29 protein-coding genes are annotated in these 25,212 nt (G+C 47.1%); 1 reads left to right on the top strand and 28 read right to left on the bottom strand.

Annotation, left to right across the window (positions count from 1 at the left end; all coding sequences use genetic code 11):
• Positions 1 to 87: 87 nt before the first annotated feature.
• The 5 genes from bshB1 to ACDJ59_RS06855 form a co-directional block, all read right to left on the bottom strand.
• A complete protein-coding gene (gene bshB1, locus ACDJ59_RS06875) occupies positions 88 to 786 on the bottom strand; it encodes a bacillithiol biosynthesis deacetylase BshB1 (protein WP_211083466.1) in 699 nt (232 codons plus the stop codon).
• The gene (mgsA, locus tag ACDJ59_RS06870; protein WP_017687735.1) at positions 783 to 1,223 is read right to left on the bottom strand and encodes a methylglyoxal synthase; all 441 of its coding nucleotides are present in this window, start codon (positions 1,221 to 1,223) and stop codon (positions 783 to 785) included. Before mgsA ends, bshB1 begins: the two co-directional genes overlap by 4 nt.
• Positions 1,224 to 1,234: 11 nt before the next feature.
• Positions 1,235 to 2,038: a 4-hydroxy-tetrahydrodipicolinate reductase gene (gene dapB, locus ACDJ59_RS06865; RefSeq protein ID WP_036607633.1), complete on the bottom strand. Its 804-nt coding sequence runs from the start codon at positions 2,036 to 2,038 to the stop codon at positions 1,235 to 1,237.
• Between the two features lie 80 nt (positions 2,039 to 2,118).
• A complete protein-coding gene (locus ACDJ59_RS06860; RefSeq protein ID WP_413408042.1) occupies positions 2,119 to 2,643 on the bottom strand; it encodes a tetratricopeptide repeat protein in 525 nt (174 codons plus the stop codon).
• 50 nt (positions 2,644 to 2,693) lie between these two features.
• Positions 2,694 to 3,023, bottom strand: coding sequence for a nucleotide pyrophosphohydrolase (locus tag ACDJ59_RS06855; RefSeq protein WP_017687732.1), 330 nt, complete (start codon positions 3,021 to 3,023; stop codon positions 2,694 to 2,696).
• A gap of 171 nt (positions 3,024 to 3,194) precedes the next feature.
• On the opposite strand from ACDJ59_RS06855, the gene ACDJ59_RS06850 reads away from it, so the two are divergent.
• Positions 3,195 to 4,064, top strand: a complete 870-nt coding sequence (locus ACDJ59_RS06850; protein WP_413408041.1) for a YitT family protein — start codon at positions 3,195 to 3,197, stop codon at positions 4,062 to 4,064.
• A 120-nt stretch (positions 4,065 to 4,184) separates the two neighbouring features.
• On the opposite strand, the gene ACDJ59_RS06845 is transcribed toward ACDJ59_RS06850, so the two are convergent.
• From ACDJ59_RS06845 to aroC, 23 genes are all read right to left on the bottom strand, one after another.
• Positions 4,185 to 5,054 (bottom strand): sporulation protein YpjB, encoded by an 870-nt coding sequence (locus tag ACDJ59_RS06845; protein ID WP_413408040.1) that lies wholly within the window; start codon positions 5,052 to 5,054, stop codon positions 4,185 to 4,187.
• A 66-nt stretch (positions 5,055 to 5,120) separates the two neighbouring features.
• Entirely contained in the window at positions 5,121 to 5,747 is a 627-nt protein-coding gene (locus tag ACDJ59_RS06840) for a DUF1405 domain-containing protein (RefSeq protein WP_413409739.1), read from the bottom strand.
• Between the two features lie 111 nt (positions 5,748 to 5,858).
• On the bottom strand, positions 5,859 to 6,743 hold the full coding sequence (locus ACDJ59_RS06835) for a menaquinol-cytochrome c reductase cytochrome b/c subunit (protein ID WP_047843551.1): 885 nt from the start codon (positions 6,741 to 6,743) through the stop codon (positions 5,859 to 5,861).
• Positions 6,744 to 6,764: 21 nt separating this feature from the next.
• On the bottom strand, positions 6,765 to 7,436 hold the full coding sequence (qcrB, locus tag ACDJ59_RS06830; RefSeq protein ID WP_017687726.1) for a menaquinol-cytochrome c reductase cytochrome b subunit: 672 nt from the start codon (positions 7,434 to 7,436) through the stop codon (positions 6,765 to 6,767).
• A gap of 15 nt (positions 7,437 to 7,451) precedes the next feature.
• On the bottom strand, positions 7,452 to 7,994 hold the full coding sequence (locus ACDJ59_RS06825; RefSeq protein WP_017687725.1) for a ubiquinol-cytochrome c reductase iron-sulfur subunit: 543 nt from the start codon (positions 7,992 to 7,994) through the stop codon (positions 7,452 to 7,454).
• Between the two features lie 192 nt (positions 7,995 to 8,186).
• A complete protein-coding gene (locus ACDJ59_RS06820; protein WP_413408039.1) occupies positions 8,187 to 8,609 on the bottom strand; it encodes a DUF2487 family protein in 423 nt (140 codons plus the stop codon).
• A 153-nt stretch (positions 8,610 to 8,762) separates the two neighbouring features.
• The gene (locus ACDJ59_RS06815) at positions 8,763 to 8,942 is read right to left on the bottom strand and encodes an IDEAL domain-containing protein (RefSeq protein ID WP_017687723.1); all 180 of its coding nucleotides are present in this window, start codon (positions 8,940 to 8,942) and stop codon (positions 8,763 to 8,765) included.
• 23 nt (positions 8,943 to 8,965) lie between these two features.
• Positions 8,966 to 9,472 carry a gamma carbonic anhydrase family protein gene (locus tag ACDJ59_RS06810; protein ID WP_413408038.1) on the bottom strand — a complete coding sequence of 169 codons (507 nt, stop codon included), beginning with the start codon at positions 9,470 to 9,472 and terminating at the stop codon, positions 8,966 to 8,968.
• A 44-nt stretch (positions 9,473 to 9,516) separates the two neighbouring features.
• Positions 9,517 to 10,635: a hypothetical protein gene (locus tag ACDJ59_RS06805; RefSeq protein WP_036607656.1), complete on the bottom strand. Its 1,119-nt coding sequence runs from the start codon at positions 10,633 to 10,635 to the stop codon at positions 9,517 to 9,519.
• A 234-nt stretch (positions 10,636 to 10,869) separates the two neighbouring features.
• Positions 10,870 to 11,469 (bottom strand): histidine phosphatase family protein, encoded by a 600-nt coding sequence (locus ACDJ59_RS06800; protein WP_074095634.1) that lies wholly within the window; start codon positions 11,467 to 11,469, stop codon positions 10,870 to 10,872.
• A gap of 43 nt (positions 11,470 to 11,512) precedes the next feature.
• Entirely contained in the window at positions 11,513 to 12,148 is a 636-nt protein-coding gene (locus ACDJ59_RS06795) for an anti-sigma factor family protein (RefSeq protein WP_413408037.1), read from the bottom strand.
• Positions 12,145 to 12,738 carry an RNA polymerase sigma factor gene (locus tag ACDJ59_RS06790; RefSeq protein ID WP_215076009.1) on the bottom strand — a complete coding sequence of 198 codons (594 nt, stop codon included), beginning with the start codon at positions 12,736 to 12,738 and terminating at the stop codon, positions 12,145 to 12,147. The genes ACDJ59_RS06795 and ACDJ59_RS06790 overlap by 4 nt, the downstream gene beginning before the upstream one ends.
• A gap of 726 nt (positions 12,739 to 13,464) precedes the next feature.
• Complete coding sequence (locus ACDJ59_RS06785; RefSeq protein WP_017687717.1) at positions 13,465 to 14,559, bottom strand: prephenate dehydrogenase; 1,095 nt, start codon at positions 14,557 to 14,559, stop codon at positions 13,465 to 13,467.
• Positions 14,560 to 14,585: 26 nt separating this feature from the next.
• Positions 14,586 to 15,686 (bottom strand): histidinol-phosphate transaminase, encoded by a 1,101-nt coding sequence (hisC, locus tag ACDJ59_RS06780; protein WP_413408036.1) that lies wholly within the window; start codon positions 15,684 to 15,686, stop codon positions 14,586 to 14,588.
• An 86-nt stretch (positions 15,687 to 15,772) separates the two neighbouring features.
• The gene (gene trpA, locus ACDJ59_RS06775; RefSeq protein ID WP_076250004.1) at positions 15,773 to 16,579 is read right to left on the bottom strand and encodes a tryptophan synthase subunit alpha; all 807 of its coding nucleotides are present in this window, start codon (positions 16,577 to 16,579) and stop codon (positions 15,773 to 15,775) included.
• Complete coding sequence (gene trpB, locus ACDJ59_RS06770) at positions 16,576 to 17,775, bottom strand: tryptophan synthase subunit beta (protein WP_017687714.1); 1,200 nt, start codon at positions 17,773 to 17,775, stop codon at positions 16,576 to 16,578. Before trpB ends, trpA begins: the two co-directional genes overlap by 4 nt.
• Complete coding sequence (locus tag ACDJ59_RS06765; RefSeq protein WP_076210319.1) at positions 17,772 to 18,473, bottom strand: phosphoribosylanthranilate isomerase; 702 nt, start codon at positions 18,471 to 18,473, stop codon at positions 17,772 to 17,774. The genes trpB and ACDJ59_RS06765 overlap by 4 nt, the downstream gene beginning before the upstream one ends.
• Positions 18,474 to 18,508: 35 nt before the next feature.
• Positions 18,509 to 19,297: an indole-3-glycerol phosphate synthase TrpC gene (gene trpC / locus ACDJ59_RS06760; protein WP_413408035.1), complete on the bottom strand. Its 789-nt coding sequence runs from the start codon at positions 19,295 to 19,297 to the stop codon at positions 18,509 to 18,511.
• Positions 19,287 to 20,327 carry an anthranilate phosphoribosyltransferase gene (gene trpD / locus ACDJ59_RS06755; RefSeq protein WP_413409737.1) on the bottom strand — a complete coding sequence of 347 codons (1,041 nt, stop codon included), beginning with the start codon at positions 20,325 to 20,327 and terminating at the stop codon, positions 19,287 to 19,289. Before trpD ends, trpC begins: the two co-directional genes overlap by 11 nt.
• Before the next feature lie 68 nt (positions 20,328 to 20,395).
• The gene (gene trpE / locus ACDJ59_RS06750; RefSeq protein WP_413408034.1) at positions 20,396 to 21,964 is read right to left on the bottom strand and encodes an anthranilate synthase component I; all 1,569 of its coding nucleotides are present in this window, start codon (positions 21,962 to 21,964) and stop codon (positions 20,396 to 20,398) included.
• Positions 21,965 to 22,467: 503 nt separating this feature from the next.
• Positions 22,468 to 22,845, bottom strand: a complete 378-nt coding sequence (gene aroH / locus ACDJ59_RS06745; protein WP_036607677.1) for a chorismate mutase — start codon at positions 22,843 to 22,845, stop codon at positions 22,468 to 22,470.
• Between the two features lie 5 nt (positions 22,846 to 22,850).
• A complete protein-coding gene (aroB, locus tag ACDJ59_RS06740) occupies positions 22,851 to 23,945 on the bottom strand; it encodes a 3-dehydroquinate synthase (RefSeq protein ID WP_036607679.1) in 1,095 nt (364 codons plus the stop codon).
• A 1-nt stretch (position 23,946) separates the two neighbouring features.
• Positions 23,947 to 25,116: a chorismate synthase gene (gene aroC / locus ACDJ59_RS06735; RefSeq protein ID WP_017687707.1), complete on the bottom strand. Its 1,170-nt coding sequence runs from the start codon at positions 25,114 to 25,116 to the stop codon at positions 23,947 to 23,949.
• Positions 25,117 to 25,212 lie beyond the last annotated feature (96 nt).

The following is a 25,212-nucleotide window of genomic DNA, read 5'->3' as shown; positions in this document are numbered from 1 at the left end:
CCTTTGATCTCCCGCTTCATGCAGGTTGATATAATGCAATGGAATAATGAAACCCTTCGTTTCATTAAACGTAAAATGTGAAATCGTTTATTGGGCACCCGAGCCAAATTGATGAACCACGTAAGGTGTAATTGTAGCAAAACCTTCTGCAAACGGGATGAGACTGCGTTGTCCGAGCAAGGAATCACGGGCTCTTACACGTTCAATATACCCTTGATTCAATGGCGTCGAGACCGCTCCGTCTCCCAGTTCGAATTGGGAACGATAAGAGAGCAATGATGTTTCTTTTTGCTCATAGTGTTCCGTAATATCAACAATCAAATCCGTAGGCCCGATGTCATTAATAAAGTAAAAATAAAGTTCCTTCACCTGCACGGCAGGCATGTCCGGCATGTAGTTGCGAAGCTTGGCGTTAAATACAGCCTCCTGCACAAGCTTACTGCAATTGACATGATCCGGATGACGATCTTCCCAGTACGGAGCAAATACCATCCGAGGGGCATGACGTCGTATCTCAGCCGTCACCGCCTGTACATGTTCAGGCGTAAGATATAAACCACGATCAGGAAGCCCCAGATTCGTTCGACACGAAAGACCGAGGACGCGGGAGGCTTGCTCCGCTTCCTCGGTTCTGCGCTCTACTGTTCCGTTGGAAGACATCTCAGCACGAGTCAGATCACACACGCCTACTTTCAAGCCAGCAGCGGTATGTTTGGCAATCGTTCCACCCATACCAATCTCCGCATCGTCTGCATGTGCTCCAAAGATGAGAATATCCAGACTCATTCGGAATCACCCGAATTCAATCCAGCCTCCGGCTTGTACTTATGTACCAGCTCTCTCCAGGCAAAATCGCCACGATCCAGAGCTTTAACCAGAATCTCAGCAGTTGCAATATTTGTGGCAAGTGGAATACCCTGCACATCACAAAGACGCAGCAACGCATTAATATCCGGCTCGTGAGGTTGTGCCATCAATGGATCGCGCAAGAAAATAATCAGATCCATCTCATTTTGCGCAACCAAAGCTCCAATCTGCTGATCTCCGCCCAATGGGCCTGATTCGAATCGGTGAATCTTCAGAGACGTTCCTTCCATAATACGAAGGCCTGTTGTTCCTGTAGAATATAATTGATGGTCCGTAAAAACAGGCTCATATGCCGTCACGAAGTTAACCATCTCTTCTTTTTTACGATCATGGGCGATAAATGCTATTTTCAACATGACAATCTCCTTTAGTCGATAAAGTGGTCAAATCCGTAGATCATTCCTGTATACTCCATAACCTTTTGCACACCAATCTTAACACCAGGCATATAACCTGCGCGCTCGTAGGAGTCATGCCGAATTTTGAGTGACTGTCCATAGTCTCCGAAAACAACTTCCTGCTGCGCGAATACACCAGGCAATCGTACACTGTGAATTCGGAAGCCATTGTAATACCCGCCTCGTGATCCTTCAATCGTTTCTTCCTCATTTGGATTACCTTGACGAAGTTCTTCCCGATTGGCAGCAATCAGTTCCGCTGTTTTGATCGCAGTTCCTGAAGGAGCATCCAGCTTCTGATCTCCGTGATATTCGATGATCTCCACATTTGGCATATGTTTGGCAGCTTGTGCTGCGAATCGCATCATCAAAATGGCACCAATCGAGAAGTTAGGGGCAATAAGCCCTCCAATTCCTTTATCCTGGCACTGCTTGTCCAACTGTTCAATCTGCTCCGGCGTGAAGCCGGTAACACCCATGACAGGTCTGACTCCATGACGGATCGCGATCTCAGTATGTGCAAACGCAAATTGTGGTACTGTAAAATCAACCATAACTTGAGGTTTTGTTTCGGCAAAAGCCATTTCGATATCATCAGTCACCAGCACCCCACACTCTGGCAAACCAACAAGGGTTCCTGCATCCGTGCCTGCTCCGGAGCGGTTGACAGCCGCTGCAAGCTCCAATTCCGGGTCCTGAAGTACCAATTTCACAACTTCACGGCCCATACGGCCAGCCGCTCCGATCACGGCAACTCTGATTACTTCACTCATATTGACTGCATCTCCTCGCTATGTTGGATCATATCGTTGAATCCATTTCTAATCAAAAAAAATCTTTGCAAAATGAATTCTTATTGAATGGATTTCATACGTTGCTTGATTTCCTGTAACATCTGATGCAGTTGCCCATTCTGCGGGTCCAGCAAAATTGCCTCACGCAGCGCCTGAATTGCATAGTCAAATTCATTCAAATCACTGTAAGCCAGCGCAAGCATAACATGAGCTTCCACTGAGAGCGGATCAAGTTTGACCGCTTCTTGCAGAAGCGTAGATGCTTCCACATAGCGCTCCTGTGTTGCAATACCCGCCTGCTCCAACAGCAACTTCGCTCTGGAGGTCAATTGTTTTGATTCCAACGTCTGCAGATGCAAAATATACTCTTCTGTTCCTGGCGACAATTCAACCGACTTGCGTGCATATTCAAGCGCTGGAACCAGATGTTTGCTGCGGGCGTGTGTAATGGAACAGCGATAATATAACTCCGCATGTTTTGGATGAGCGTGAATGGCTGACTCGAACCAACGAATCGCCTGCTCAAAATCATTTTGCAATATACAGCGGTAAGCCTGCTGCATATATTCTTCCGGTTTCATCATTAAGCTGACCCTCCCCGATCGGGTGATGGTACAGCATATGTAATCTACGCCTAATCGGTGTTTTTGGGAGTCCACCGATTGGCATCGCGGGTGTTAAATTTATGCATGACTTTATCGTGCGCCTCAGCCAGATCAATTCCCAGTGAGTTCGCAAAACAAATCGTGATAAATAAAATATCTCCAAGCTCAAGTTCAATGGAATTGGCTGCTTCGGAAGATTTCTTCGGCTTCTCGCCGAATTCATGATTCACTTCCCTGGCGAGCTCCCCAACCTCTTCAGACATCCGGGCCAACATGGCCAGAGGACTGAAATATCCCTCCTTGAACTGGGAGATATACTGATCAACCTCACGCTGCATTTCTGCGATGCTTTTCTCCATGAGAACGGATTCTCCTTTGAAATGATGTCGTATTTGTTCCTAATAATATCAGTTATTTAGATTCACTTCCACCATCATCAGCGACAAATCATTTTTAAAGAATCAATAAACAGGTATACTAGATGGGAATGATTGCTTCTTCATTCTAATTTATCTACAGCGAGGGATCTTATGAGCACTGCCAAAACCTGGATACAAGTTAAACTGGTTCTTCCCATCGTGCTGGGTACAGCCTTATATGCCTTTGGGCTCCTCTATTTCATTATCCCCAACCAGCTTATGGAAGGTGGCCTCACCGGGGTTACGGTGCTGATCAATTACGCTTTTGGCATCTCACCTTCACTTACAACCTTGATTCTGAATGTTCCCCTCTTTCTGATTGGGCTCAAAATTTTGGGCGGCAGACAGATGATCTATACGGGTATCGGCATTGGGGCATTGACCGTTTTTCTATGGTTGTTTGAGAAGTTGATTCATCTGGGCTGGATTGAACCATTACATACCGAGAATGACCTCCTGCTCGCAGCCCTATATGCAGGTGTCACTCTTGGAGCCGGTCTTGGCATTGTATTCCGTTGGGGTGGAACGACAGGCGGTTCAGACATCATTGCCCGTATTCTCAACCGCAAGTATGGATGGAGTATGGGCCGAGTATTACTGGGCATCGACTTCATCATTATCGGGCTCTCTCTTATCTACATCCCCAAAGAAAAAATTCTGTATACGCTTGTAGCTGTATTCATCGCCTCTAAAGTCATCGACTTTATTCAGGAAGGTGCATATTCTGCCCGGGCATTTATGATCATTAGTGACCATGCACCCGAGATTGCGGACCAGATCACACGGGATATGGATCGTGGCGTCACCCTCATTCCAGCCATTGGTGCATACTCTAAACAGGCCAAACACATGGCCTACTGCGTGATCTCCAGGCAAGAGTTCAGGCGATTGCAGACCATTGTACGTTCCATTGACCCGAGAGCTTTTGTCATCATCAGCGATGTTCACGATGTACATGGCGAAGGTTTCAAAGAAAGCTGATATAACACAGAAACTACAAGAAAACCTCTTTTTACATGAAGAGCCGTTAGCGTGGCTATTCATGCGGAAAGAGGTCTTTTTTATATAATACTTATAGACCAGGATCAAGTTCATGTTCTATTAACGCCGAAAAGGAAAAATCCCCTGCTGCTGCGCACGATATTTACGATATCCGGCGTAACTTAACGTCGCCACAATGACCGAACTGATGAGCAACCCGGCCGCCCTGCGATCAGGGCCCTGTACAAATGGTACGAACGCACTCTCATCCTTCTCCCGACCAAATAACTGGTTCACCAGTTCCTCACCATGGCCCACCATGCTCTTTAACTGAGCCAGATCTGGCTGCTTTGCATTGGTAAGCCCTTTGGTATGAGATAACCATGCGTCCATCTGAGCAATTTCATACGGTTCACGGCGAATCAGTGCGGCAGGACGAATCGTCTCATAATGCTCCTCCAGAACGGTGTAGCGGTTTGCCAGTACGGCCGCAGTTTGCCCTTGATTTGTAGCAGCGGATAAAGCGTCCAGATCGTTTTTCACGATTTTATAATACTGAAGCCATAAAGGCTTGGTTGGATTCGCGAGACTATCTGCTGCAAGTCTGAGCTTGGCTGAGGACTGCTGAAGAGAAGCATCGTCATTTTTCACCTTCACAACGGCTTGTTTCACTTCAACTATGGTTTCGGACAAGGCGTGAATGCCCTCAACTGTTGTTTGTCCCTCAAAGGAGATATGCTCCAGACTTTTACTGATACGCAGAATGCTTCCGCGCACTTCTTCAATATTATTCTCGAGCGCCTGACGATACAATATGGCTGCTTCCTCATTCAGTTTTGCAATTGAATTGCTTGTGGACACTTGCTGATCTGAATTCGAATTTAATGCTTCACTTTGCGCGGATACACGATATGCTAAGTTCGTCCAAAGCAGCAGAGCTATGAACGATACAACCAATAAGCCAGTTTTGATCCCAAACGTTCTCTTCATGGACATCCCTCCCACCACCAATGTATGGCGGGGGACAGTTCATTAGAACAAGCTCGAGATCGGATATCAGGTTCGTTTCGCCTGTCTTAAGGCCAGCCACGCGCACAGAATGCTCACCAGTGTCAGTCCGAATGTGAAATTACGCACACCATCTACATGATCATAGAGGGAAGCGGGTAACCAAGGGTAAATATCATATGTATAATCCATCGTATCGTTCAACAGCGTCCAGAGACCTGCAACGACAAGGGAAGTCCAGCGGAAGCCGAAAAAGCGCACAAAAATTAGAGCTTCTATGGCCATCGCACTATGCGAAGCAATCAACATCCAGTCTTGCCAGTGCTGTGTACCACCTTGCATCCAGCCAGCGAAAATAATGGATACGGCCCACACGCCATATTTCACAGATGTGACCACGGCAAGCGCCTGAATCACATGTCCGAACCGTTTGATAATGATGGACCGTGGTGGGTACAAGACCCATAACAACGCTAAAGTAAAAAACAAACTCGCTGTTGGACTATCTGGCACAAATACGATCTGCCACACCGGCTGCTCAGCCAGCGTCAATTTCATTTGCTCTCCGTACCAGATGTATCCGTATACCGTTCCTACCGCATTACACCAAAATAATAGCCACAGGAAATAACGATTGGTTAGAAATTCCCTACTCCAGAAATACGATAAAGCCACATTCCCTGCCCCTTCCTTCATCATATATTGTGCACGATACAGTGCTGTCCAAAAAAACACTTCAAAAAACCTGACCGCATAAACGATCAGGTTTCATTGGTTATTTTGATTTTACTGTTCTGCTTTCTGTTTCGCAAGCCATTCGGTCAGATGAGTGATCTCTTCATCCGTGACACCTTGAGCGATGGCGTTATTGTACTGAGGAGGCATCTGGTTATAACCATCCTTAATGATGGTCAGAATCTCTTCCTGGCTGTGCTTGTCACCCACACCCCGAAGTGAAGGTCCACTTGCGCCCTTCATATCAGCCGCATGGCAGCCAATACAACCGGCCTTCTTGTACGTTTCCATTGCAGGATCATCCTGTTCCACGATTGCAACTTCTTCTTGCTGTCCAGGTGCATTGGAAACGGGTGGGAGTCCCTGTTCACGCCTCTCCAGCGCTTCTTCTTCACGTTGAATATGTTCAGGTTTCTGTCCACTTGCTTCCAACTCATGCTCGTAGTGCGTCCACGCTACATTCGTCAGGTAGAATACAGAAATGACCGACAAAATCATCAGTGATGAAGCAATTGGGCGTTTATAGAAACGCCGCTCCTTGCCTGTATCCAGGAATGGTGCCAGCAGCAAAGCTCCAAAAGCGACTCCGCTGACCCCCAGTACGCCGAGCAGAACGTAATCGCCCGATGCATATGGATACTTCAAGTACTGATACAGAAAAAGGAAGTACCAGTCCGGCATAGGAATTACGGATGCGCTCGGATTGGCCGGATAGCCCAAAGGTGCAGGTTCTGAGATCGTGAGAACCAGAATCCCCACCAATACAACGACACCAACCATCCATTCTTTCAGCAGGAAGTTGGGGATAAAGGCTTCTGATTTGCCGGGATACGCCGTGTAATCAGGCGGGGTAATGAAACCCGCCCCTTTACGGACCCGTGAATCACCGACAAAGATAACCTTTTCCTCATCATCTTTCTTATGTCCGTGAGCCATTGCGATTCCTCCCTTCTCAGTTTATAGTGGTCCCGAAATGCCCTGTCTACGGATCATGATAAAGTGTCCGACCAGAAGCACCAGAAGCACAGCGGGGAGGAAGAATACGTGCAGGGCAAAGAATCGGGTTAATGTTTGTGCACCGACAATCGTACCGCCTTGCAGGAATTCTTTAATAATCGGTCCCAGCCAAGGAACCGTATTGGCAATCTCCAGTGTTACTTTTGTTGCAAAATAGGCTTTGTTATCCCATGGCAACAAGTATCCTGTCAGCCCCAGGCCCAACATGACGAAAAAGATCAGCATGCCGACAACCCAGTTCATTTCACGCGGTGCCTTGTAAGAGCCTGTAAAGAACACACGCATCGTATGTAAGAACATCATTACGATAACCAGACTGGCTCCCCAGTGGTGCATGCCGCGAACAATTTGGCCGAAGGCTACTTTGGTCTGCAGGTACTCCACACTTGCGTAGGCATTGATAATATCAGGTACATAATACATGGTCAGGAACATGCCTGACAGAATTTGAATAACAGTAATAAAGAACGTCAATCCACCAAAGCAGTACACGAATGCGGAAAAGTGATGAGCCGGATTTACATGCTCTGGAACTTCATGATCCGCAACGTCCCGCCAGATTGGCGTGATGTCAAGACGCTCGTCAATCCAGTCATAGACATTTTTAAACATCTGCGTTCACGCCTCCTAATTCACTCGGGTGTTCGGAACAATGTCGCCCAGATATACCCAACCCTGCTCTTCCTTGACTACGTACTCATCCAGCGGTTTGGGGGCTACGGCAAGATTCTTCCCTTCCTTGTCATAGTGCGCGCCATGGCAGGGGCAATGATACTCGTCAGGGTATTGCTTGTCACTATTCCAGCCTACTGTACATCCCAGATGTTTACAGATAGGTGAGAGTGCATAAATTTTACCCTGCTCGTCTTTGCGAATCCACGCCACTAACGATGCATTACTCAGATACCAACCATCCTGCTGTTTAAGTTCAAAGGTGAATTCTTGAGGCTCATTCGTAATTTTGCTGATTTCAGCTACTTTGACAGAGGTGCCTTCTCCCTTATGTTGCAAAATCGGGTCCACCGCAAAACGGACCATAGGAAGGATTGCACCGGCGGCCATGTAGGCTGTAGCTCCACCAAGCGTGTACGTCAAAAACTGCCTGCGTGACATCTCCATGCGGCTTGGCAATTTCAATGAAGCTTCGTGGTGGTCATGCTCACTGCTCATACTGTCTCCAACCCCCTTTTTCAGCCAACTCTCTCAAACGTTTTCATTTTCATAAATTCCACGACTTACTAGAACATACATAATCATATAGTAGCCCTAGAACACCGTCAAGAATTTGTCACACATTTTTAAGGTTCAATTGTAAGCGTTATTAAAAAATTGTTGTAAAATTGTCACATTTGTTGCTAAAAACTATTTTTTCCACAACTCTCGTATCTTTTCCCCTATAAATCTCGCAATCCCTTCTTCTCCGACCTCATGAGTTAAGACGGACCGACTCAAAACCAGATCAGCAGCTGGAATTTCCACGCCGTCCAAATGACCATCTGATGACATAATAACCACATATTTGAATCCTGAGGATTTAAGCTGTGCGGACAAGGAATTTAATGTCATTGACAATTCCGAATTAACATAATGAAAGGCTGGATAAGTCATGATTCTCCCTTTGAAAGGAATTTCGACCAGATCCAGAAAATCTCTCAGCCGCTCCAACGCCTCGGTAGCTTCAACTGGCGACTGCTCACCGCTAAGAGCTGTGTATGGAATAAGGCATGTATCCAGATAGAGTTGCAGTTCAGCCCAGCTGTCTTGAGTCATCTCACTGAATTTCAATTCCCTATATCCCCTCTCTATCCATTTTATTCCCATATTATATATGACTATATCTTATAAATCCAGACATTCATTTCGGAATTAAACATATTAAAAAAAGGAAACACGCATCTGCGCATTCCCTTTTATCTCAGAAAGGAACTATTTTGCTAATCAGTTTATGGTCCTCAGTTCATCCGTCAGACTCCGGAAAGCTACTTCGTCTCCGGTAGCTAACGCTTTATCGATTTCCAAATAGAGCTTCTCGCTGCGCTGTTTGCGAAGCGCTTCGTCCCAAACCATCTCAGCTGCCAGCCCCAACATGACTTCATACGTAACTTTCATTTTATCCAATAGGATGCACCTCCAAAACGGATTTAAGAGCTCCTATATTCTTTTCCTTTGGTAACATAACCCAGTGAAGTTCTGGACATCCGCTCCAGATCGGCATCAGTCAGCTCACGTATCACTTTGGCAGGTGTCCCCAAAGCAAGAGTATAGGGCGGAATTTTACTATTCTCAGTAACAACAGAACCGGCTCCAATCAGCGTATATTCGCCAATATCGACTCCATTCAGCAGAATGGCTCCCATGCCGATTAATGATCCTGTTCCAATACAACAACCATGAATGATCGCTGTATGTCCTACTGAGACATCATCTCCTACAATCAAAGGTTGATCAGTATTGACATGCCCGACAACGTTATCTTGAATATTACAGCGCTTTCCAATGATAATAGGAGCCAAATCAGCCCGAAGGACTGCATTGAACCAGACGGAAGATTCTTCTCCCATTCTCAAATCACCGATCAGTTTTGCACCTTCAGCCATATATACCGAAGGGTGTAACTGAGGTTGTAGACCTTTGTATGGAATTATCATTATTATCACTCCTTAATTTGGGAGTGATTTTAGCAACTTGTCCTTCACTTGTCAAACATAATAGGCGTAATGTCTCCTGAGATGGAGCGACAGGATGCAGCAAGACGTGTGCCCCAGGCTGTCATTTGTATAGTCCTGCCTTCCTCATGTTCCCCAATACGGACCATGCCAAGATGCAACATCATTTTAACAATTCTGTTATCATAGATGGCCTCGGCCGTATCATAGTAAAACGGCTGAATGAACGGACCGATCTGACGAAACAGCGACTCGGCGGTTGACCATTCTTGGGCACATTCGCCTGTCCAATACACAATAGAGGACAGATTGGGAATAGCACCTTTATACAATCTTAACCAAAACCTAAATAGCTGTATCATTTCGGCTGTTTTCTCAGCTCCCAGCTTGTCTTCTCCAGCTGGTGATAACTTCAGCGTGCCTTGCTCCTCACGAACCAGCCGATGGTGAAATGCATAGTCGTAGAGAAGTGCGAAACGATCCGGGTAATCCTTGAAGGAACGGCCATATCCGAATCTCCATCCACCTTTGCCCACCAATTCCTCACTAATGTGCAGATGCTCCATAATTTGCTGTTGAGAGCGACGGTACATCATACCTTCAGCGTTAAGGGCAATTTCGTGCTGCTGGACAAACTGCAGGAACAACTTGAGATCATCCGCTAAGAGATGATACTCATCCCGATACATGGGTGGTTCCGTTGTTTTGGTAATCCCTGCTCGCAGATGTGTGGATAACACATCCCTGAATCTTAATTTCAGATCCTGGGGTACCTGATACAAATACCTGGTCTGCTGCGTTGTCCCATTGAACAACCATCCACTCTTATTGAAGCGAACGATGAGATCACGTGGACTCGCGCCAGCCTCACTCTCCTTTTTGTCCATCGATTGACGGGCTATGGCAATGAGTTCTTCCATACCATAATACTGGCGAGGATCAAACAACAAGTTGTTCAAAAAGCGCTGATCTGCTTGATTCAGTTGACGTACCTGCTGCTCAAAAAAGGGTCTGCTGCCCAATGTAGTGAGAATACTCTGGATGAGTTCATGTTTGGAATTGGGCTTGCATTCACATTGGTAATAGTCTGCTATTCGATTAAGCTGGCCAATATCGGCAAAAGTAAGCATATCCGCTAGATTCATGGGTCCATCGCCTCGCCCGTTAACTACTTCGACTGCTGATTCGGAGCCTGAAATAGTTTGGTTTTGTAAACATCGTTGACGGAATTCCCATAATCTAAACCTCTTTTTGGAAATCTTTTATGTTTTAAACCATACTATGCCCCGAGTTGGTCAATCAGAAGAAAAATGAGAGGTTTGAAATCATATAAAGTCTTTATTTCCCCATAAAACGCAAAAAAAACAACCCAAGTTGGATTACTCAGGTTGTTTCGCTGTGTCCAAAGACAGATGTCGTGTGCAATTATACAACAGCGGACTCCAGTCATCACGTTCCTTTTCCAGGATCGTCAGTGACAGGTTTCCAATCCGTTCTGTATACCGATCTTTAAACAAAGCTGTTAACAGGTTGGCTAAGAAAGCTCCGTGAGTGACAATGAGTACGTTTTGGTCCGGATAGGCAGACCATAGATCTTCCAGAAACGCCAGTGCACGAATCTGGATATCCGCTATCTGCTCCTGTCCCAAGTCCAATGTCTCCCAGGCTTGGCCCCAACGGGCAACCCGTTCTTCTGAAGTCAGACCTTCAATCTGACCAAAAGCCCTTTCTTTCAACCGTGCGTCCGGCTCAAGCAAAGGTACATTCAACAGTTTAGAGATAATCTCCCCTGTTTCCTGTGCCCGCGATAATCCACTTGTGATGATATAGTCCCATTGGTATTCTTCCGTCAGCAGACGTCTTCCCAGGCGCTCTGCCTGTTCACGACCTTCTCCATTCAGAGGAATATCCGTCTGACCCTGTATACGGCCCGCCGCATTCCAGTCTGTAAGACCGTGACGAATAAGCCCGATTCGCACTTACATCCCTCATTTCTCCACACGGCGAACGAAAGGTTATTACCTATGCACTCGCACCTTGTTTGCGTTTATTCGTTGTTCGATGCATACGTCCAAGAGAAAATAACGCCATTCCTATTGCAAGTAAAGAGAGGGCCATCCAATACTGCGGATAAGCAGGTCCCATGCTCACAACAAAAGGTTCTATGATACTTCCTCTGTCCGCTCCAGTCATGTTGTACTGATACATTCCAGAGGACGATGGTCCGCTTCCGGCGATCCCTGTCTCCAGGATACCCGTAGTAACAACTTTGGTTTGCTCAGCTTCTGATACGTCTGGCTTAAACATTGCCATATACAGAAAGCTGCATAAAAAAATAGCCAGGAACGCGGCAATCCACAAAGACATATGCTTGCGGATCACAGCAGAGAAACGATTAACCTTTACCTCTTCCGGCAGTAACCATGGAGACTCCGCGTAGATCCGGTCCATAACGTTACGGTTCACTCTCTCTGCTTGTTGTTCTGTCACTGGAACCGGAATGCTGTGCAGCAAGATCTGAGCTTCTTCCCAGACCTCAAACTGCTCGGAGCACTCTTCACAACCAGCGAGATGAGCATGAAATGCAATCCGCTGAGGATGAGTTTCCGGCAAGTCCCAGACCAGTGCAAACAGTTCCTGGGCTTCATTGCAATTCATCGGTTCTTCATCCCTTCATATGGCTCGTACACCGGTTCGAAGAAATAAGGTTCCAATTGAGTTTTTACGCTTGATCTTGCTCTGAATAATAGCGATTTCACAGAACTGACGCTCTGCCCAAGAATATTCGCAATCTCTTGGTAGTCTAGTTGATCATACTCGCGGAGTATAATCGCAGAACGCTGCTTCTCCGGCAAATTGTTAATCGCATCCCTAACCAGCATCACCCGCTCGCTGCGCAATACAGCATACTCTGGCGCATTCTCGGACGGAGCAACAGGTACAAAACCGCTCTCTTCGAGTGGAATATTCCCGCTGCGCTGTTTGCGAAGCTCACTCAATACCGTATTTCTCGCAATGGTATACAACCAGGTTGAGAATGAGGCATCCACCTCGCGGAATGAGTGCAGACTGCGGTACGCTTTATAGAAAGTCTCAGAACAGAGATCTTCCGCAAGCAGCTCCATATTGGAACTTTTCAACATATGATATACGAAAGCCAGTATTTTACGCTGATAACGACTCATCAGCTCGGAATATAACTCCAGGTTACCTTCCTTGATCTCTCGAATCAACTGGGAATCCGTCATTTGAGTGCGACCCCTCCTCGCCCATCCATGTGCTTCTCCCCGTTCGACTCTATCCATGTATTACCGAACAGGCACAAAAAAGTTGCGGTTCTCACCGCATATAAAAAGCGTTCAGCGCCATAACTGGCCTTCCCGCCAAATTCCCCTATGTAATGGCAATTTCCCCAACGTTTCTACATTAACAGTATTTATTGTACAACGGTCTGCATCATCCTGGCAAATCCATCGGTATCCACAAAACCCGACCTGTCATTCATATGCGGTCATTTTCACGTTCATGACTTCATTTTGAGCCTTTTTGGTAACCCTTGCTTATATAGACGGACGATATACCGAAAAGGTTACAAAAATGTGATATTTATTGGATCTAAGGTATCCTAACAGATTAAGGAGGGAGATGTAAATAGAGGATGTAAGTTCAAATGTAACTATTAACATACCAATGCCTTTCCCATAACTTTTTAAGACAAAAAAAAGACCGCTTACATAAGCGGCCATTGCTCACGTGGAGCAATACAGTTATTGGATAGGAGTGGAGAGAAACCATACTGTACCCTTATTATATGTATACGTTTTCATTTTGTCAACACTTTCAGTAAAATTGTTCGAATTAATTATATCTTTCGGTAAATCAGGATAATACATCCTTTTTTTCTGTGACTGAAAATCAAATAACAACTCCAATATAACCTCACAATAAAGAGGGCTTTCGCCCTCTTTCTCGTCTTATATCCACACTTGATAGCCTAAGGAATCCAATAACGTCTTGGCTCGTTCCATATCTTCTTCCTGACGGAAAGACAGACGCATAATGCCCGGCACATCCACCCGGTTTTCGATAATCTCCAAGTTGCTCAAGTTGATGTCATTCGCCCCAAGCTCAGTTGCAATCTTACCGATCATACCCGGTGCATCCTGGACATCAGTATACAGATCAAATAACGGCGAAATCATGCCTTTGCGTCGTTCTGGTAATATACTGCGGAACTCGCGGGCCTGACGGAATGCCTCCTCTATGCCTTCACCGTTCTTATGCTCCAACATATCCGTAAAGGCCGTCATCTGGCTATTCCAGTCCTTAAGCAAGCCCAGCAGTACATCACGGTTGCTAAGCAAGATATCTCTCCACACAATCGCGTCACTGGACGCAATCCGGGTAATATCCCGGAAACCACCTGCAGCCAGCATTTTATACAGTGGATTCGACTCATTATATTCACGCACCTGATTCACCAGCGCAACAGCAATAACATGTGGCAGATGACTAATCGCCCCCACGATGTCATCGTGCAACAGAGGCTCCACACGCACGATCTGTGCCCGCGTATACGCAAGCAGCTCAGACAACCTGCTGTAGGCTTCCTCAGGTACATGTTCTGAAGGGGTTAAGACATAGTATGCATTCTCAAACAACACGGCTGAGGCCGCATCTACGCCTGCACGCTCCGACCCCGCCATAGGGTGACCACCAATGAAGTAAGCGTCAGTCAACCGCACATGCTCGGCACAAGCGGCAATGGAAGCTTTAGTGCTGCCTACGTCCGTGATGATACATCCTTTTTTCAAGGGCAGCTTGGAGAGCTTTTCGAAATAGGATTCTAGCAAACCTACGGGAACGCACAAAAAAATAAAGTCGGCATCCTCTACCGCTTCTTCCAGAGAGAGCGTAGCATCATCCACTACACCGCTCGCTATGTACTTGTCCTTCAGTTCATCCAAGTGGGCGTAGCCCATCACGGTTACATCTGGCTTGCCTTTGAAGCAGAGCGCCAGTGAACCGCCGATGAGTCCTACACCAATCATTGCAATTTTTAGTTTCATGGGTCCTCACTCTTTCATCGCCAGTATTAAGAGCGTGCTACCGCCTTCTCAGCCAGCGTGTTCTCCAGTGCCGTGACAAATGCACGGTTCTGTTCTGATGTTCCGACGGACACACGAATGTAAGTTGGGTATACGTGGAATCCTGAGCGAACGATAATGCCTTGTTTGAGCAAGGATTGGAACGCAATTGCCGAAGGCATATTCAGGTCAACCATAATGAAATTACCCTGTGAAGGGAAATACGACAATCCGAGCCTTGTAAATTCATTTTGCAGGTAATCCCGATCCGTTGCATTCCGCTTCGAGCACTCTTGAACAAAATCCTGATCCAGTAGTGCAGCTTTTGCCGCAACCTGTCCAAAACGGGAGGTGTTAAACGGTTCACGTACACGGTTAATCAAATCAATAATTTCGGGACGTGCAATACCATATCCGATCCGAAGCGAAGCCAAACCGTAAATTTTGGAGAATGTCCGCAGGATGACCAAGTTCGGATACCGTTCGATCAATGGTATACTTTGCGGGTATGCTTCATCGGTTACGAATTCATAATAAGCTTCGTCCAGTATGACCATCACATGAGCAGGCACACAGTCCATAAAGGCTGTAAGTTCCTGCTCGGAGATAATCGTACCTGTCGGATTATTTGGATTACACACCCATACTGCTTTGGTTTTGTCGTTAATTTGCGCGAGCATCGCGCTCAGATCATGCGTGCCATCTTTCAGAGGCACTTCGATGGACACGGCACCCTCAATATCTGCATTGCTTTTATATACAGAAAATGTCTGATCTGCCATGATGGTCTCATCACCCGGCAAGAAGAAAGCTCTCGTGATCAAAGCAATAATCTCATCGGAACCACAACCAAATATTAAGTTGTTCCGTTCAACGCCAAGATGCTTGGCAAGAACTCCCGTCAGCTCAACCGAGCTACCGTCTGGGTATATGCTTATATTAGTCATTTCTTTCGTAATGGCTTCCAGAGCGGCAGGAGAACTGCCGTACGGGTTTTCGTTGGAGGCCAACTTGATGACTTGTTCAAGCCCCAGTTCACGTTTCACTTCTTCAATCGGTTTGCCCGGCTGGTACACAGGCAGATTGACAATCTGGGATTTCGGTTTCAACCCGACCGCCTCCTGTTATTGAAATAATGTTAGACACGAATCAGCGTGCACCTCATGTGTCCAAAAGATGTCCTTTCAGGACATCTCTATCCCTTTAATTGTGCCACAAAGTTGCGAATTTGCAACAGTCCCGCTGCACGCGTATCCGGATTTTCAAGCAGAGGAATCGCATCTTCCACCTGACGAACAATGGCACTACCTACAACAACGCCATCGCAGATGCGGGAGAAATGTGCCACCTGCTCATGACTGGAGATACCAAAACCTACCGCTACAGGGAGGTCTGTCAGACTTTTCACCGTCTCAATAAAGCTCTCTACGCCATCAAAGAAAGAAGCTCTCTCTCCGGTTACCCCAAGGGATGATACACAATAGATAAAGCCCCTCGCGCCCGTTACAATCCGCTCAATCCGGGCATTAGATGTAGGTGCAACAAGCGGCACCAGATGCACACCAGCACGATTTGCGCGTTCTCGCATCTCTTCCGCTTCCTCAATTGGCAGGTCCGGAATGATCATGCCACTAATATCGTGTTTGACCAATTCATCAAAGAATACATCCAGACCTGTCTGCAATACCGGATTATAATAGGTGAACAGTACAAACGGCAGTTTCACACCTGCCTTACGAGCTTTTGCAGCGGTTTCCATAACAGTACGAATGGTAATCTGGCTTTTCAGCGCACGTTCGGAAGCGCGCTGAATGACTGGGCCATCTGCAAGCGGATCGGAATAGGGAACACCCAGTTCCAAAATATCCGCTCCAGCCTGTTCAAGCTCCTTGATGATATCAATCGTTGTGTCCACATCCGGGTCTCCCACGGTTAAAAATGGAATAAGTGCCGTACGATTCTGTTCCTTCAATTGCTGGAAGGTCTGGTCCATCAGATTCATCCCAAGTCACCTCCCGTGTATTTCATGATGGATTCAACATCCTTGTCTCCACGTCCCGACAGACAAATGACTACAATATCATCTGCTGTAAGTTCAGGCGCCAGTTTGACAACTTGAGCTACCGCATGTGCAGACTCCAGAGCAGGAATGATTCCTTCCGTCCGACATAGGAGTTGCAGGGCATCCAGTGCTTCCTGATCCGTGATCGGTACATATTTTGCCCGTTCAATATCCTTGAGATAGGAATGCTCTGGACCAACACCCGGATAATCAAGTCCGGCCGAGATGGAATGCGCTGGCTGAACCTGTCCATACTCATCCTGCAACAGGTAACTCATAGATCCCTGGAATACACCATGCGTACCTTTGGTCATCGTCGCCGCATGATACTCGGTTTCGACCCCTTTGCCTGCGGCTTCAACACCAACAAGCTTCACATCCTGATCACCGATAAATGGATAGAACATACCGATCGCATTACTTCCTCCACCAACAGCGGCTACAATCACATCCGGCAAACGTCCTTCGATCTCCTGAATCTGACGACGGGTCTCATCACCGATCACACGTTGGAAATTCCGCACCATCATCGGATATGGATGAGGACCAACGACTGATCCGAGCACATAGAACGTGTCCTCCACATTGCTGACCCAGTAGCGAAGTGCTTCATTACCAGCATCCTTCAGTGTCCGTGTTCCGGACGTCACCGGAATCACTTCTGCTCCGAGCAGCTTCATCCGAAATACGTTTAACTGCTGACGCTCTGTATCTTCTTCGCCCATAAATACTTTGCATTCCAGTCCAAGCAATGCGGCTACGGTTGCGGTCGCAACGCCATGTTGACCTGCACCCGTTTCGGCAATAACTTTCTTTTTGCCCATCCGTTTGGCAAGCAAACCTTGTCCAATGGCGTTATTAATTTTGTGCGCGCCTGTATGATTGAGATCTTCACGTTTCAGATAAATTTTCGGTCCGCCCAATCGGCGTGACAATTGCTCTGCATGATACAATGGCGTTTCACGTCCAGAATACTCGCTTAGCAGATAGTTCAGTTCTTTGTTAAATTCCTCATCTTCAGAGAAGTGGCTGTATGCCTCCTCCAACTCTATGAGTGCGTTCATTAGTGTCTCAGGTACAAAGCGGCCTCCGAAGTGACCGAAACGCCCATGTTGATCCGGCAATTGATGTGTCATGCCTGCTTCACCCTTTCTACGAATGCTGTAATTTTGGCAATATCCTTCACACCTTCAGTCTCCACGCCGCTGGATACATCGACGCCGAAAGGTGCATATGTCTGTATTAGTTGTTGTACATTGTCCGGCTGCAAACCTCCTGCAACGAACAGAGCAATTTCGCGACTTTTTGCCCATTCAGCATAGGCAGGGATTCGCTCCCAGGCAAATGTTTTCCCGGAGCCCCCTCCATATAGAGGATCATGGGTATCAAGCAATATCGCATCCACGAATTTATCATAAGTATCAAGAGCCCTTATGGCTGCATCATCAGCTTCCGGTCCCGTTTCATCTTTGGGAAAAGAAAAAACTTTGAACACTTTGGCATTCCACCGCTGCTTCACTTGCTGGCAAAATTCCGCAGTCTCCTGTCCATGCAGTTGAATAACATCCAGCTGAGCAATGTCCATAATGTGTTCCAGTTCTTCGAGCGTAGGATTCACAAATACACCCGCAAGCTTCGGCCGATCATAGGTTGACCATTCGAACAACACCGTTCTTAATGCAGCAGCCTGCTCGGGTTCGATTCGGCGGCGTGATTTGGCAAAAACAACACCAATGTAATCCACAGGCAAGTTTATCATCGATTTTAGCACTTCAACGTCCTGAAGTCCACATATTTTTACGGCCGCTGGCAGCGGGTTTCTCAGTTCTGACATACTGTCGCCTGTGCCATCGTGTATGGAAGTATTCATCATTTGGGTCCCATCAGATCATATACAGCCGCCTCGACATCATCCTTGCGCATGAGATGCTCACCTACGAGAATACCATGAACACCGGCCTGGATCAGAGGAACTGTTGATTCTGGTCCGTCAATACCACTTTCGCTAATCAAGGTAACGCCACTTGGAATCAATTCCATCAAATCCAGTGTCGTGTTCAGACTAGTTTCGAATGTTTTCAAATTACGATTATTGATGCCCACAAGTGTTGCCTGCGGAATCTCCAATACCTGCTCCAGTTCTGTTCGATCGTGGACTTCAATCAAGGCATCCAGCCCCAAACTTTTGGCGAATTCCAGATATTGACGAATCTGTTCAGGTGTCAGAATGCTGGCAATCAGCAATACCGCGTCCGCACCCAGTAATCTTGCCTCGGCAATCTGTCGTTCATCTATAATAAAATCCTTGCGCAATAGCGGAATGTTCACTGCTTGATGGATAGCCTGCAAGTACTCGTTGCTCCCTTGAAAATACGATACATCCGTTAATACGGAGATGCAGTCTGCACCCGCTCGTTCATAAGCCTCAGCAATCTCTACCGGATGAAAATCCGGACGAATTAACCCTTTGGACGGCGAAGCCTTCTTCACTTCAGCAATAAGGCCGAGTTTGCGATTGCGTCCGCTCGATAGTGCTTGTTCAAACCCCCGGGTTGCGGGTAGTTGTTCAATTTTTTGGATAGCTTCATCCATGCGAAATGTCTGTGCCAGAACTTCAACTTCTTTATGTTTGGTTGCAACGATTCGATCAAGATACATGACTGTACGCCTCCGTTGTATGAATTAACTGTTCAAGCTTCCCGGCAGCTTTGCCCGAATCTACCGCTTCTGCGGCAAGTGTCACCCCTTCAGCAATGCTATCTGCAAGACCGGATACATAGATGCACGCTCCGGCGTTCAACAGAACGACATCTCGGTAGGCACTCTGCTCACCCTGGAAGATCCTCTTAATAATTTCGGCATTCTGTGCCGCATCTCCTCCAAGTACCGCTTCAAGCGGATGCAGAGACAAGCCCATATCACGTGGATCAATATCATAGGTGTGTACTTCACCATTGCGAAGTTCAGATACCTGAGTTGGTGCCGAGATACTGACTTCATCCAGACCATCATGGCTGGCCACAACCAACGCTCTTTTGAGACCAAGACGATTCAGTACTTCAGCAATCATCGGCGTCCGAGAACGATCATACAGGCCAAGCAATTGGCGATCTGCTCCCGCAGGATTAGTTAATGGTCCGAGCATATTGAAAATGGTACGAACACCCAGCTCTTTTCTTGGTCCTGCCGCATGTCGCATGGAAGGGTGATATACCTGGGCAAAACAGAAGCAGATTCCGATATCATCCAGACATTGTCTGGCCTGCTCGCCGTTCAGATGGATATTTACACCGAGTGCCTCTAATACATCTGCACTACCCGCTTTGCCTGAAGCTGAACGGTTGCCATGTTTGGCGACCCGAACCGAGACGGCCGAAGCAATGATCGCGGATGCTGTGGAAATGTTGAATTTGTGAATACCCGATCCACCTGTTCCACAAGTGTCCAGCAAGCCGCTGCCATCCGTTAGAATTCGTCCGCCCTGACCACGCATGGCTTCAGCAAAACCGGTGATCTCATCTACCGTTTCACCCTTCATCCGTAGCGCCATCAGCAAACCTCCGATTTGAGCCGGCGTTGCCTCACCTCTCATGATCGAGTACATCAAATCTCTTGCTTCGGCTTGCTCCAGATGGCTGCCCTCTAGAATCTTCGCCAGGCCATTTTTCATGCCTTCCTCACGAGTAATCTCAGCAATAGGGGTTACAGGGTTCTCATTCATTATTGGGTTTATGTTCATCTCCGGTCTCTCCTCTCTCAGTTTTTAGCGGCCGCTGGTGTGACAAAGTAGTCTGCATTCGCCAGTCTCAACGTGCTGTCCTTTTCTTTGGCAGGAAACATTGCTTCTGCTGTTCGAATCGCCTTGAGCAATGCTTTAGCTTTGTTAACCGTTTCCTCATATTCATTCTCAGGCACAGAATCCCATACGATTCCCGCTCCGGCCTGTACATATGCTTTTCCTTTTTTAAAAATAATCGTACGAATCGTAATACAGGAGTCCATGTTACCCGAGAAACCAAGGTATCCGATGGCTCCTGCATAAGCACCCCGTGCCTCTTTCTCCAGTTCCGCGATAATCTCCATTGCACGCAGTTTCGGTGCTCCGGATACAGTACCCGCTGGCAAGCATGAGAGAAACGCATCGAAGAAATCCTTGTCTTCTCTAAGCTCGCCCGTAACGTTGGATACCATGTGCATGACGTGAGAATACCGTTCAATCTCCATGAACATGTCACACTTCACACTGCCGAAGCTGGATACCCGGCCCAGATCGTTACGACCCAGATCAACCAGCATCAGATGCTCCGCGCGTTCCTTCTCATCCTGGAGCAGATCAGCAGCGAGTGCACGATCTTCCGCTTCTGTTGCCCCCCTTGGACGTGTACCTGCAATCGGTCGTGTCTCCACACGATTCCCGTCCACCTTAACCAGCGCTTCAGGCGAAGTACCCACGATAATCTCATCATCCATTTTGAGGTAGTACATATAAGGTGATGGATTCAGGGTCCGAAGCACACGATACACGTGAAGCGGAGAAACTTCCGTATCAATGTGGAAACGCTGGGATAATACCACTTGAAAAATATCACCTGCGCGAATGTAATCTTTGGCTTGCTCTACATTACCGATAAATTGCTCCTTCGTGAGGTTGGAGCGAATATCCCCCAGTTCCACGTCTCCCGGAATGGAACGCGGATTCAGGTTCTCTCCTGGTCCTTGCTGCTGCAAACGTTCTGCGGCCTGCTCCAGCTTCTCCGAAGTCACTGCATACGCTTGGCGTATCTCATCATCCGTTGCACCGTCCTTGACGTGTACATTACCAACGAGCAGCATCTGCTGCTTCACATGGTCAAACACGATAATCTGGTCACAGAACATAAAGCGAATGTCATCCATATTCAGGTCATCCAGCGCGTGAGCTGGAAGCTTCTCATAATAGGAGAGCAGATCATATCCAAAGAATCCAATTGCCCCACCTGTGAATGGTGGCAGTTCATCATCTTTTGGGCTGCGATACTTACGCAGCAGTGCTTTCAGTTCTTCAATCGGTTTGCCTGGCAATTCACGGGTCTTCCCTGCTTCTTCTACAACAATCCGGCCCTTCTTGGCCGAAATCATCAGGAACGGATCTGTACCGATGAACGAGTATCTCGCCCATTGGATACCCCCCTCTACACTTTCCAACAGGAATGCCCGGTCGTTGTCAGCATAACGGCGGAATATTCGAATCGGAGTCTCCATATCTGCCAGAATCCGTTTGACTACCGGAATCAGATTATAATCATTCGACATTTTCAGTACTTGATTAACGTTTGGCGTTATCATCAGATCACGTCCTTTCAGATTTAGGTAGAAGAAAAGGGTATATGTACAAAAAAACCTCTACCATCAGGTAGAGGTTTGGTTATAAGCTGTATTTAACAGGGTGATGCTTCATAAATAACAAGTCCCTATACTTCGCTGTCGGATTATTCACAGGTCGCTGAATTGATGCATCTCACATCATCCAAATCGGGAAAATAAATTAGTTATAACACTTCAACTACTCATTCCAATATTACGTAAAATATAGGAGAGTGCATTGATTGTGTTTGTACCAAAATATATCAAAACAAAAGATGTCCTATGACACGTTTGTTTTCCCTGTTCCTGTTACCTATTCCGTAGCACGACGTACCGTGAATCAGTTGACCGGTTTCTGTTGCCCCGGTTACCACCCACTGGACTCTGCTATATACTCCACTAGCTCAGCTGCTCTCAGCTCAATCTCTACTCTACTCAACTGGTTCTCACTATACATCATTATGATCGGTTTGACAACCCACTACTTAAGAACCAGAAGGTGTTGCCAAATCCGGACGTAATGCCTGTGCACCGTTCAGATATACATGGTTGATTTCATTCTGAGCTTTGTTTGTATTGACATGCACCATGAAACGAATGCACTGCGCCAAGGCACCTTTAACAGGAACCTCCAGTGCACACATTAGTGGTACGAGTTCCCAGCCATCCAGTTGGCGAATAGCTTTTGCCGGGAAAGCAGCATCCAGATCCCCAGTTAACGTAATCCACACACTACAGATATCTTCCGGTTGGATCTCATTGCGATCCACGATCTCCTGCAACAATACTGCCGTTTCCTTCAAAATCTGTTCTTCGTTGTTCTGCGTGACTGTTGTAGCCCCGCGAATTCCCCGTGTGACCATCGCTGTTATTCTCCCTTCCTGAGCATTTCAATGACGTCCCGAACTGCCGACACAGGTACGTCCTTCACAATTCTTGCAGCCCCAATCCGATCAGGAATGATAAACACCATATGACCTTCACGGAACTTTTTGTCATGCATCATCGCTTCCATTAATGCATCCGTGTCGAGATGCGCAGGCATCGTTGTTGGAAGGCGAAGTGAACGCAACATGCGGACCGTATCTTCATAGAGCCCTGCTGGCGCACCAAGCTTCTCACCAAGCAATGCTGATCCAGCCATACCGATCGAGATCGCTTCTCCGTGCAGAAATTCTCCATAACCGGCGATCGCTTCAATGGCATGACCAATCGTATGTCCCAGGTTCAACAACGCACGTTCTCCATTTTCACGTTCGTCTCTGGATACAATCTCCGCCTTAATGCCACATCCACGTTCCAAGCCGTATCCAAGTGCTTCCGGATTAAGCGCAAGCAGTTCTTCCGCATGTTCCTCACACCAATGTGCAAAAGCCTCATCACGGATCAGCCCGTGCTTCAGCATCTCTGACAACCCTGCCGATACATCTCGTGGCGGCAAGGATTGAAGTGTGTCCACATCATAGAGCACTAGCTCGGGCTGGTGGAATGCACCAATCATATTTTTGGCCAGCGGATGATTGACAGCCACCTTGCCGCCTACACTGCTGTCATGCGCCAAAATCGTTGTAGGTACTTGAACAAACTTGATTCCACGCATATATGTAGCGGCAACAAAACCAGCCAGATCACCTACGACACCACCACCTAAGGCCAGAATCGCAGAACTCCGATCCAGTTTGCCTTCGATCGCAACGGTCATCATATCCTGGTACACCGAAAGGGATTTCGATGTTTCACCAGAGGGTACAACCGCCGATACGACTGTATAACCAGCCGTACGCAGCGTTTGCTCCAAACCTGACAAGTATTTGGGAGCCACATTTTCATCTGTAATGATGAGTAACGGACTTTTTTTGGTCAACCCATATTGCTCAAAATATTGAGGGGCTTGTGCCAATAGACCGCTGCCAATCAGAATCGGATATGAGCGTTCCTCCAACTGTACCGTCAGCTGACGCATATTAGTAATTCTCCAGTTGAGCGTTATAACTAGCAACATTAGCACGGATCTCTTCCATGGAATCCCCGCCGAATTTCTCCAGGAATGCTTTGGCAATTTCCCACGCTACAACATGCTCCATAACCACACTCGCTGCTGGTACAGCACAAGCGTCCGAGCGCTCAACCTGAGCCGTAAATGCTTCTTTTGTATCAATATCGACACTTTGCAGTGGCTTATACAACGTTGGGATCGGCTTCATCACACCACGTACAACGACTGGCATACCGTTTGTCATACCACCTTCGAATCCACCCAGACGGTTGGTTGCCCGGTGGTAGCCACGTTCATCCGTATGCATGATTTCATCATGCACCTGTGATCCCCGAATGACTCCGGCTTCGAATCCGATACCAATCTCTACACCTTTGAATGCATTAATGGACATTACGCCTTGAGCGATTCGTGCATCCAGTTTGCGATCGTATTGAACATAACTACCAAGACCAATAGGTACACCTTCAACGATACATTCCACTATTCCTCCGATGGAATCGCCTTCTTGTTTAATCTGGTCAATGTAGGCTTCCATCTTCTTCTCTGTCTCAGCATCCGTAACACGTACAGAGGAAGCTTCTGTCACTGCGATCAGTTCATCAATCGGAAGGTCCTGATATGGAGCTTCGATCTCTCCAATACGAAGTACACGTCCAGCTACCTTGATTCCGAATTCAGCCAGGAATTGACGTGCAATGGCACCACATGCCACACGTACCGTTGTCTCACGTGCACTGGAGCGCTCCAGTACGTTACGCAAGTCTTTAAGATTATACTTGAGTCCACCGTTCAGATCAGCGTGTCCAGGACGTGGACGATGAACGCGACGTTTCTCTTCGTCACTGCCTTCAATCGGCTCAATATTCATAATATTCTGCCAATGTTTCCAGTCGTTATTTTGAACAACCAGCGCTACCGGAGCACCTGTTGTATATCCGTGACGGATACCACCAACAAAATTCGCCTGATCCTTCTCAATCTGCATCCGGCGTCCACGGCCATATCCCTTTTGGCGGCGGTGAAGCTGGAAATTCAGTTCTTCAAAATCAATCGTCAAATTACTTGGCAATCCTTCAATAATAGCGGTCAATTGGGGTCCGTGCGTCTCCCCTGCGGTTAAATAGCGTAAACTCATAATACGTTCCCCCTTTAAACTGTTAAACTTCACATTGCTAAAATCCCATAATTTCTTTGCTTATTATAGTATAGCTGACCGGCTTTGACAAGAAAG

The sequence above is a fragment of the Paenibacillus amylolyticus genome, from assembly GCF_047302515.1.
Taxonomy (GTDB): Bacteria; Bacillota; Bacilli; order Paenibacillales; family Paenibacillaceae; genus Paenibacillus; species Paenibacillus amylolyticus_G.
The sequence above is the reverse complement of the archived record's forward strand: the minus strand, read 5'-3'. Positions and strand labels throughout refer to the sequence as shown.

Coding starts and splice junctions, on each gene's coding strand:
- bshB1 (WP_211083466.1), bottom strand. CDS start 786: ATGAGTCTGGATATTCTCATCTTTGGAGCACATGCAGACGATGCGGAG.
- mgsA (WP_017687735.1), bottom strand. CDS start 1,223: ATGTTGAAAATAGCATTTATCGCCCATGATCGTAAAAAAGAAGAGATG.
- dapB (WP_036607633.1), bottom strand. CDS start 2,038: ATGAGTGAAGTAATCAGAGTTGCCGTGATCGGAGCGGCTGGCCGTATG.
- ACDJ59_RS06860 (WP_413408042.1), bottom strand. CDS start 2,643: ATGATGAAACCGGAAGAATATATGCAGCAGGCTTACCGCTGTATATTG.
- ACDJ59_RS06855 (WP_017687732.1), bottom strand. CDS start 3,023: ATGGAGAAAAGCATCGCAGAAATGCAGCGTGAGGTTGATCAGTATATC.
- ACDJ59_RS06850 (WP_413408041.1), top strand. CDS start 3,195: ATGAGCACTGCCAAAACCTGGATACAAGTTAAACTGGTTCTTCCCATC.
- ACDJ59_RS06845 (WP_413408040.1), bottom strand. CDS start 5,054: ATGAAGAGAACGTTTGGGATCAAAACTGGCTTATTGGTTGTATCGTTC.
- ACDJ59_RS06835 (WP_047843551.1), bottom strand. CDS start 6,743: ATGGCTCACGGACATAAGAAAGATGATGAGGAAAAGGTTATCTTTGTC.
- qcrB (WP_017687726.1), bottom strand. CDS start 7,436: ATGTTTAAAAATGTCTATGACTGGATTGACGAGCGTCTTGACATCACG.
- ACDJ59_RS06825 (WP_017687725.1), bottom strand. CDS start 7,994: ATGAGCAGTGAGCATGACCACCACGAAGCTTCATTGAAATTGCCAAGC.
- ACDJ59_RS06810 (WP_413408038.1), bottom strand. CDS start 9,472: ATGATAATTCCATACAAAGGTCTACAACCTCAGTTACACCCTTCGGTA.
- ACDJ59_RS06805 (WP_036607656.1), bottom strand. CDS start 10,635: ATGAATCTAGCGGATATGCTTACTTTTGCCGATATTGGCCAGCTTAAT.
- ACDJ59_RS06795 (WP_413408037.1), bottom strand. CDS start 12,148: ATGAATTGCAATGAAGCCCAGGAACTGTTTGCACTGGTCTGGGACTTG.
- ACDJ59_RS06790 (WP_215076009.1), bottom strand. CDS start 12,738: ATGACGGATTCCCAGTTGATTCGAGAGATCAAGGAAGGTAACCTGGAG.
- ACDJ59_RS06785 (WP_017687717.1), bottom strand. CDS start 14,559: ATGAAACTAAAAATTGCAATGATTGGTGTAGGACTCATCGGCGGTTCA.
- trpA (WP_076250004.1), bottom strand. CDS start 16,579: ATGAATCTGATGGACCAGACCTTCCAGCAATTGAAGGAACAGAATCGT.
- trpB (WP_017687714.1), bottom strand. CDS start 17,775: ATGACACATCAATTGCCGGATCAACATGGGCGTTTCGGTCACTTCGGA.
- ACDJ59_RS06765 (WP_076210319.1), bottom strand. CDS start 18,473: ATGTCAGAACTGAGAAACCCGCTGCCAGCGGCCGTAAAAATATGTGGA.
- trpC (WP_413408035.1), bottom strand. CDS start 19,297: ATGTATCTTGATCGAATCGTTGCAACCAAACATAAAGAAGTTGAAGTT.
- trpE (WP_413408034.1), bottom strand. CDS start 21,964: ATGATAACGCCAAACGTTAATCAAGTACTGAAAATGTCGAATGATTAT.
- aroH (WP_036607677.1), bottom strand. CDS start 22,845: ATGGTCACACGGGGAATTCGCGGGGCTACAACAGTCACGCAGAACAAC.
- aroB (WP_036607679.1), bottom strand. CDS start 23,945: ATGCGTCAGCTGACGGTACAGTTGGAGGAACGCTCATATCCGATTCTG.
- aroC (WP_017687707.1), bottom strand. CDS start 25,116: ATGAGTTTACGCTATTTAACCGCAGGGGAGACGCACGGACCCCAATTG.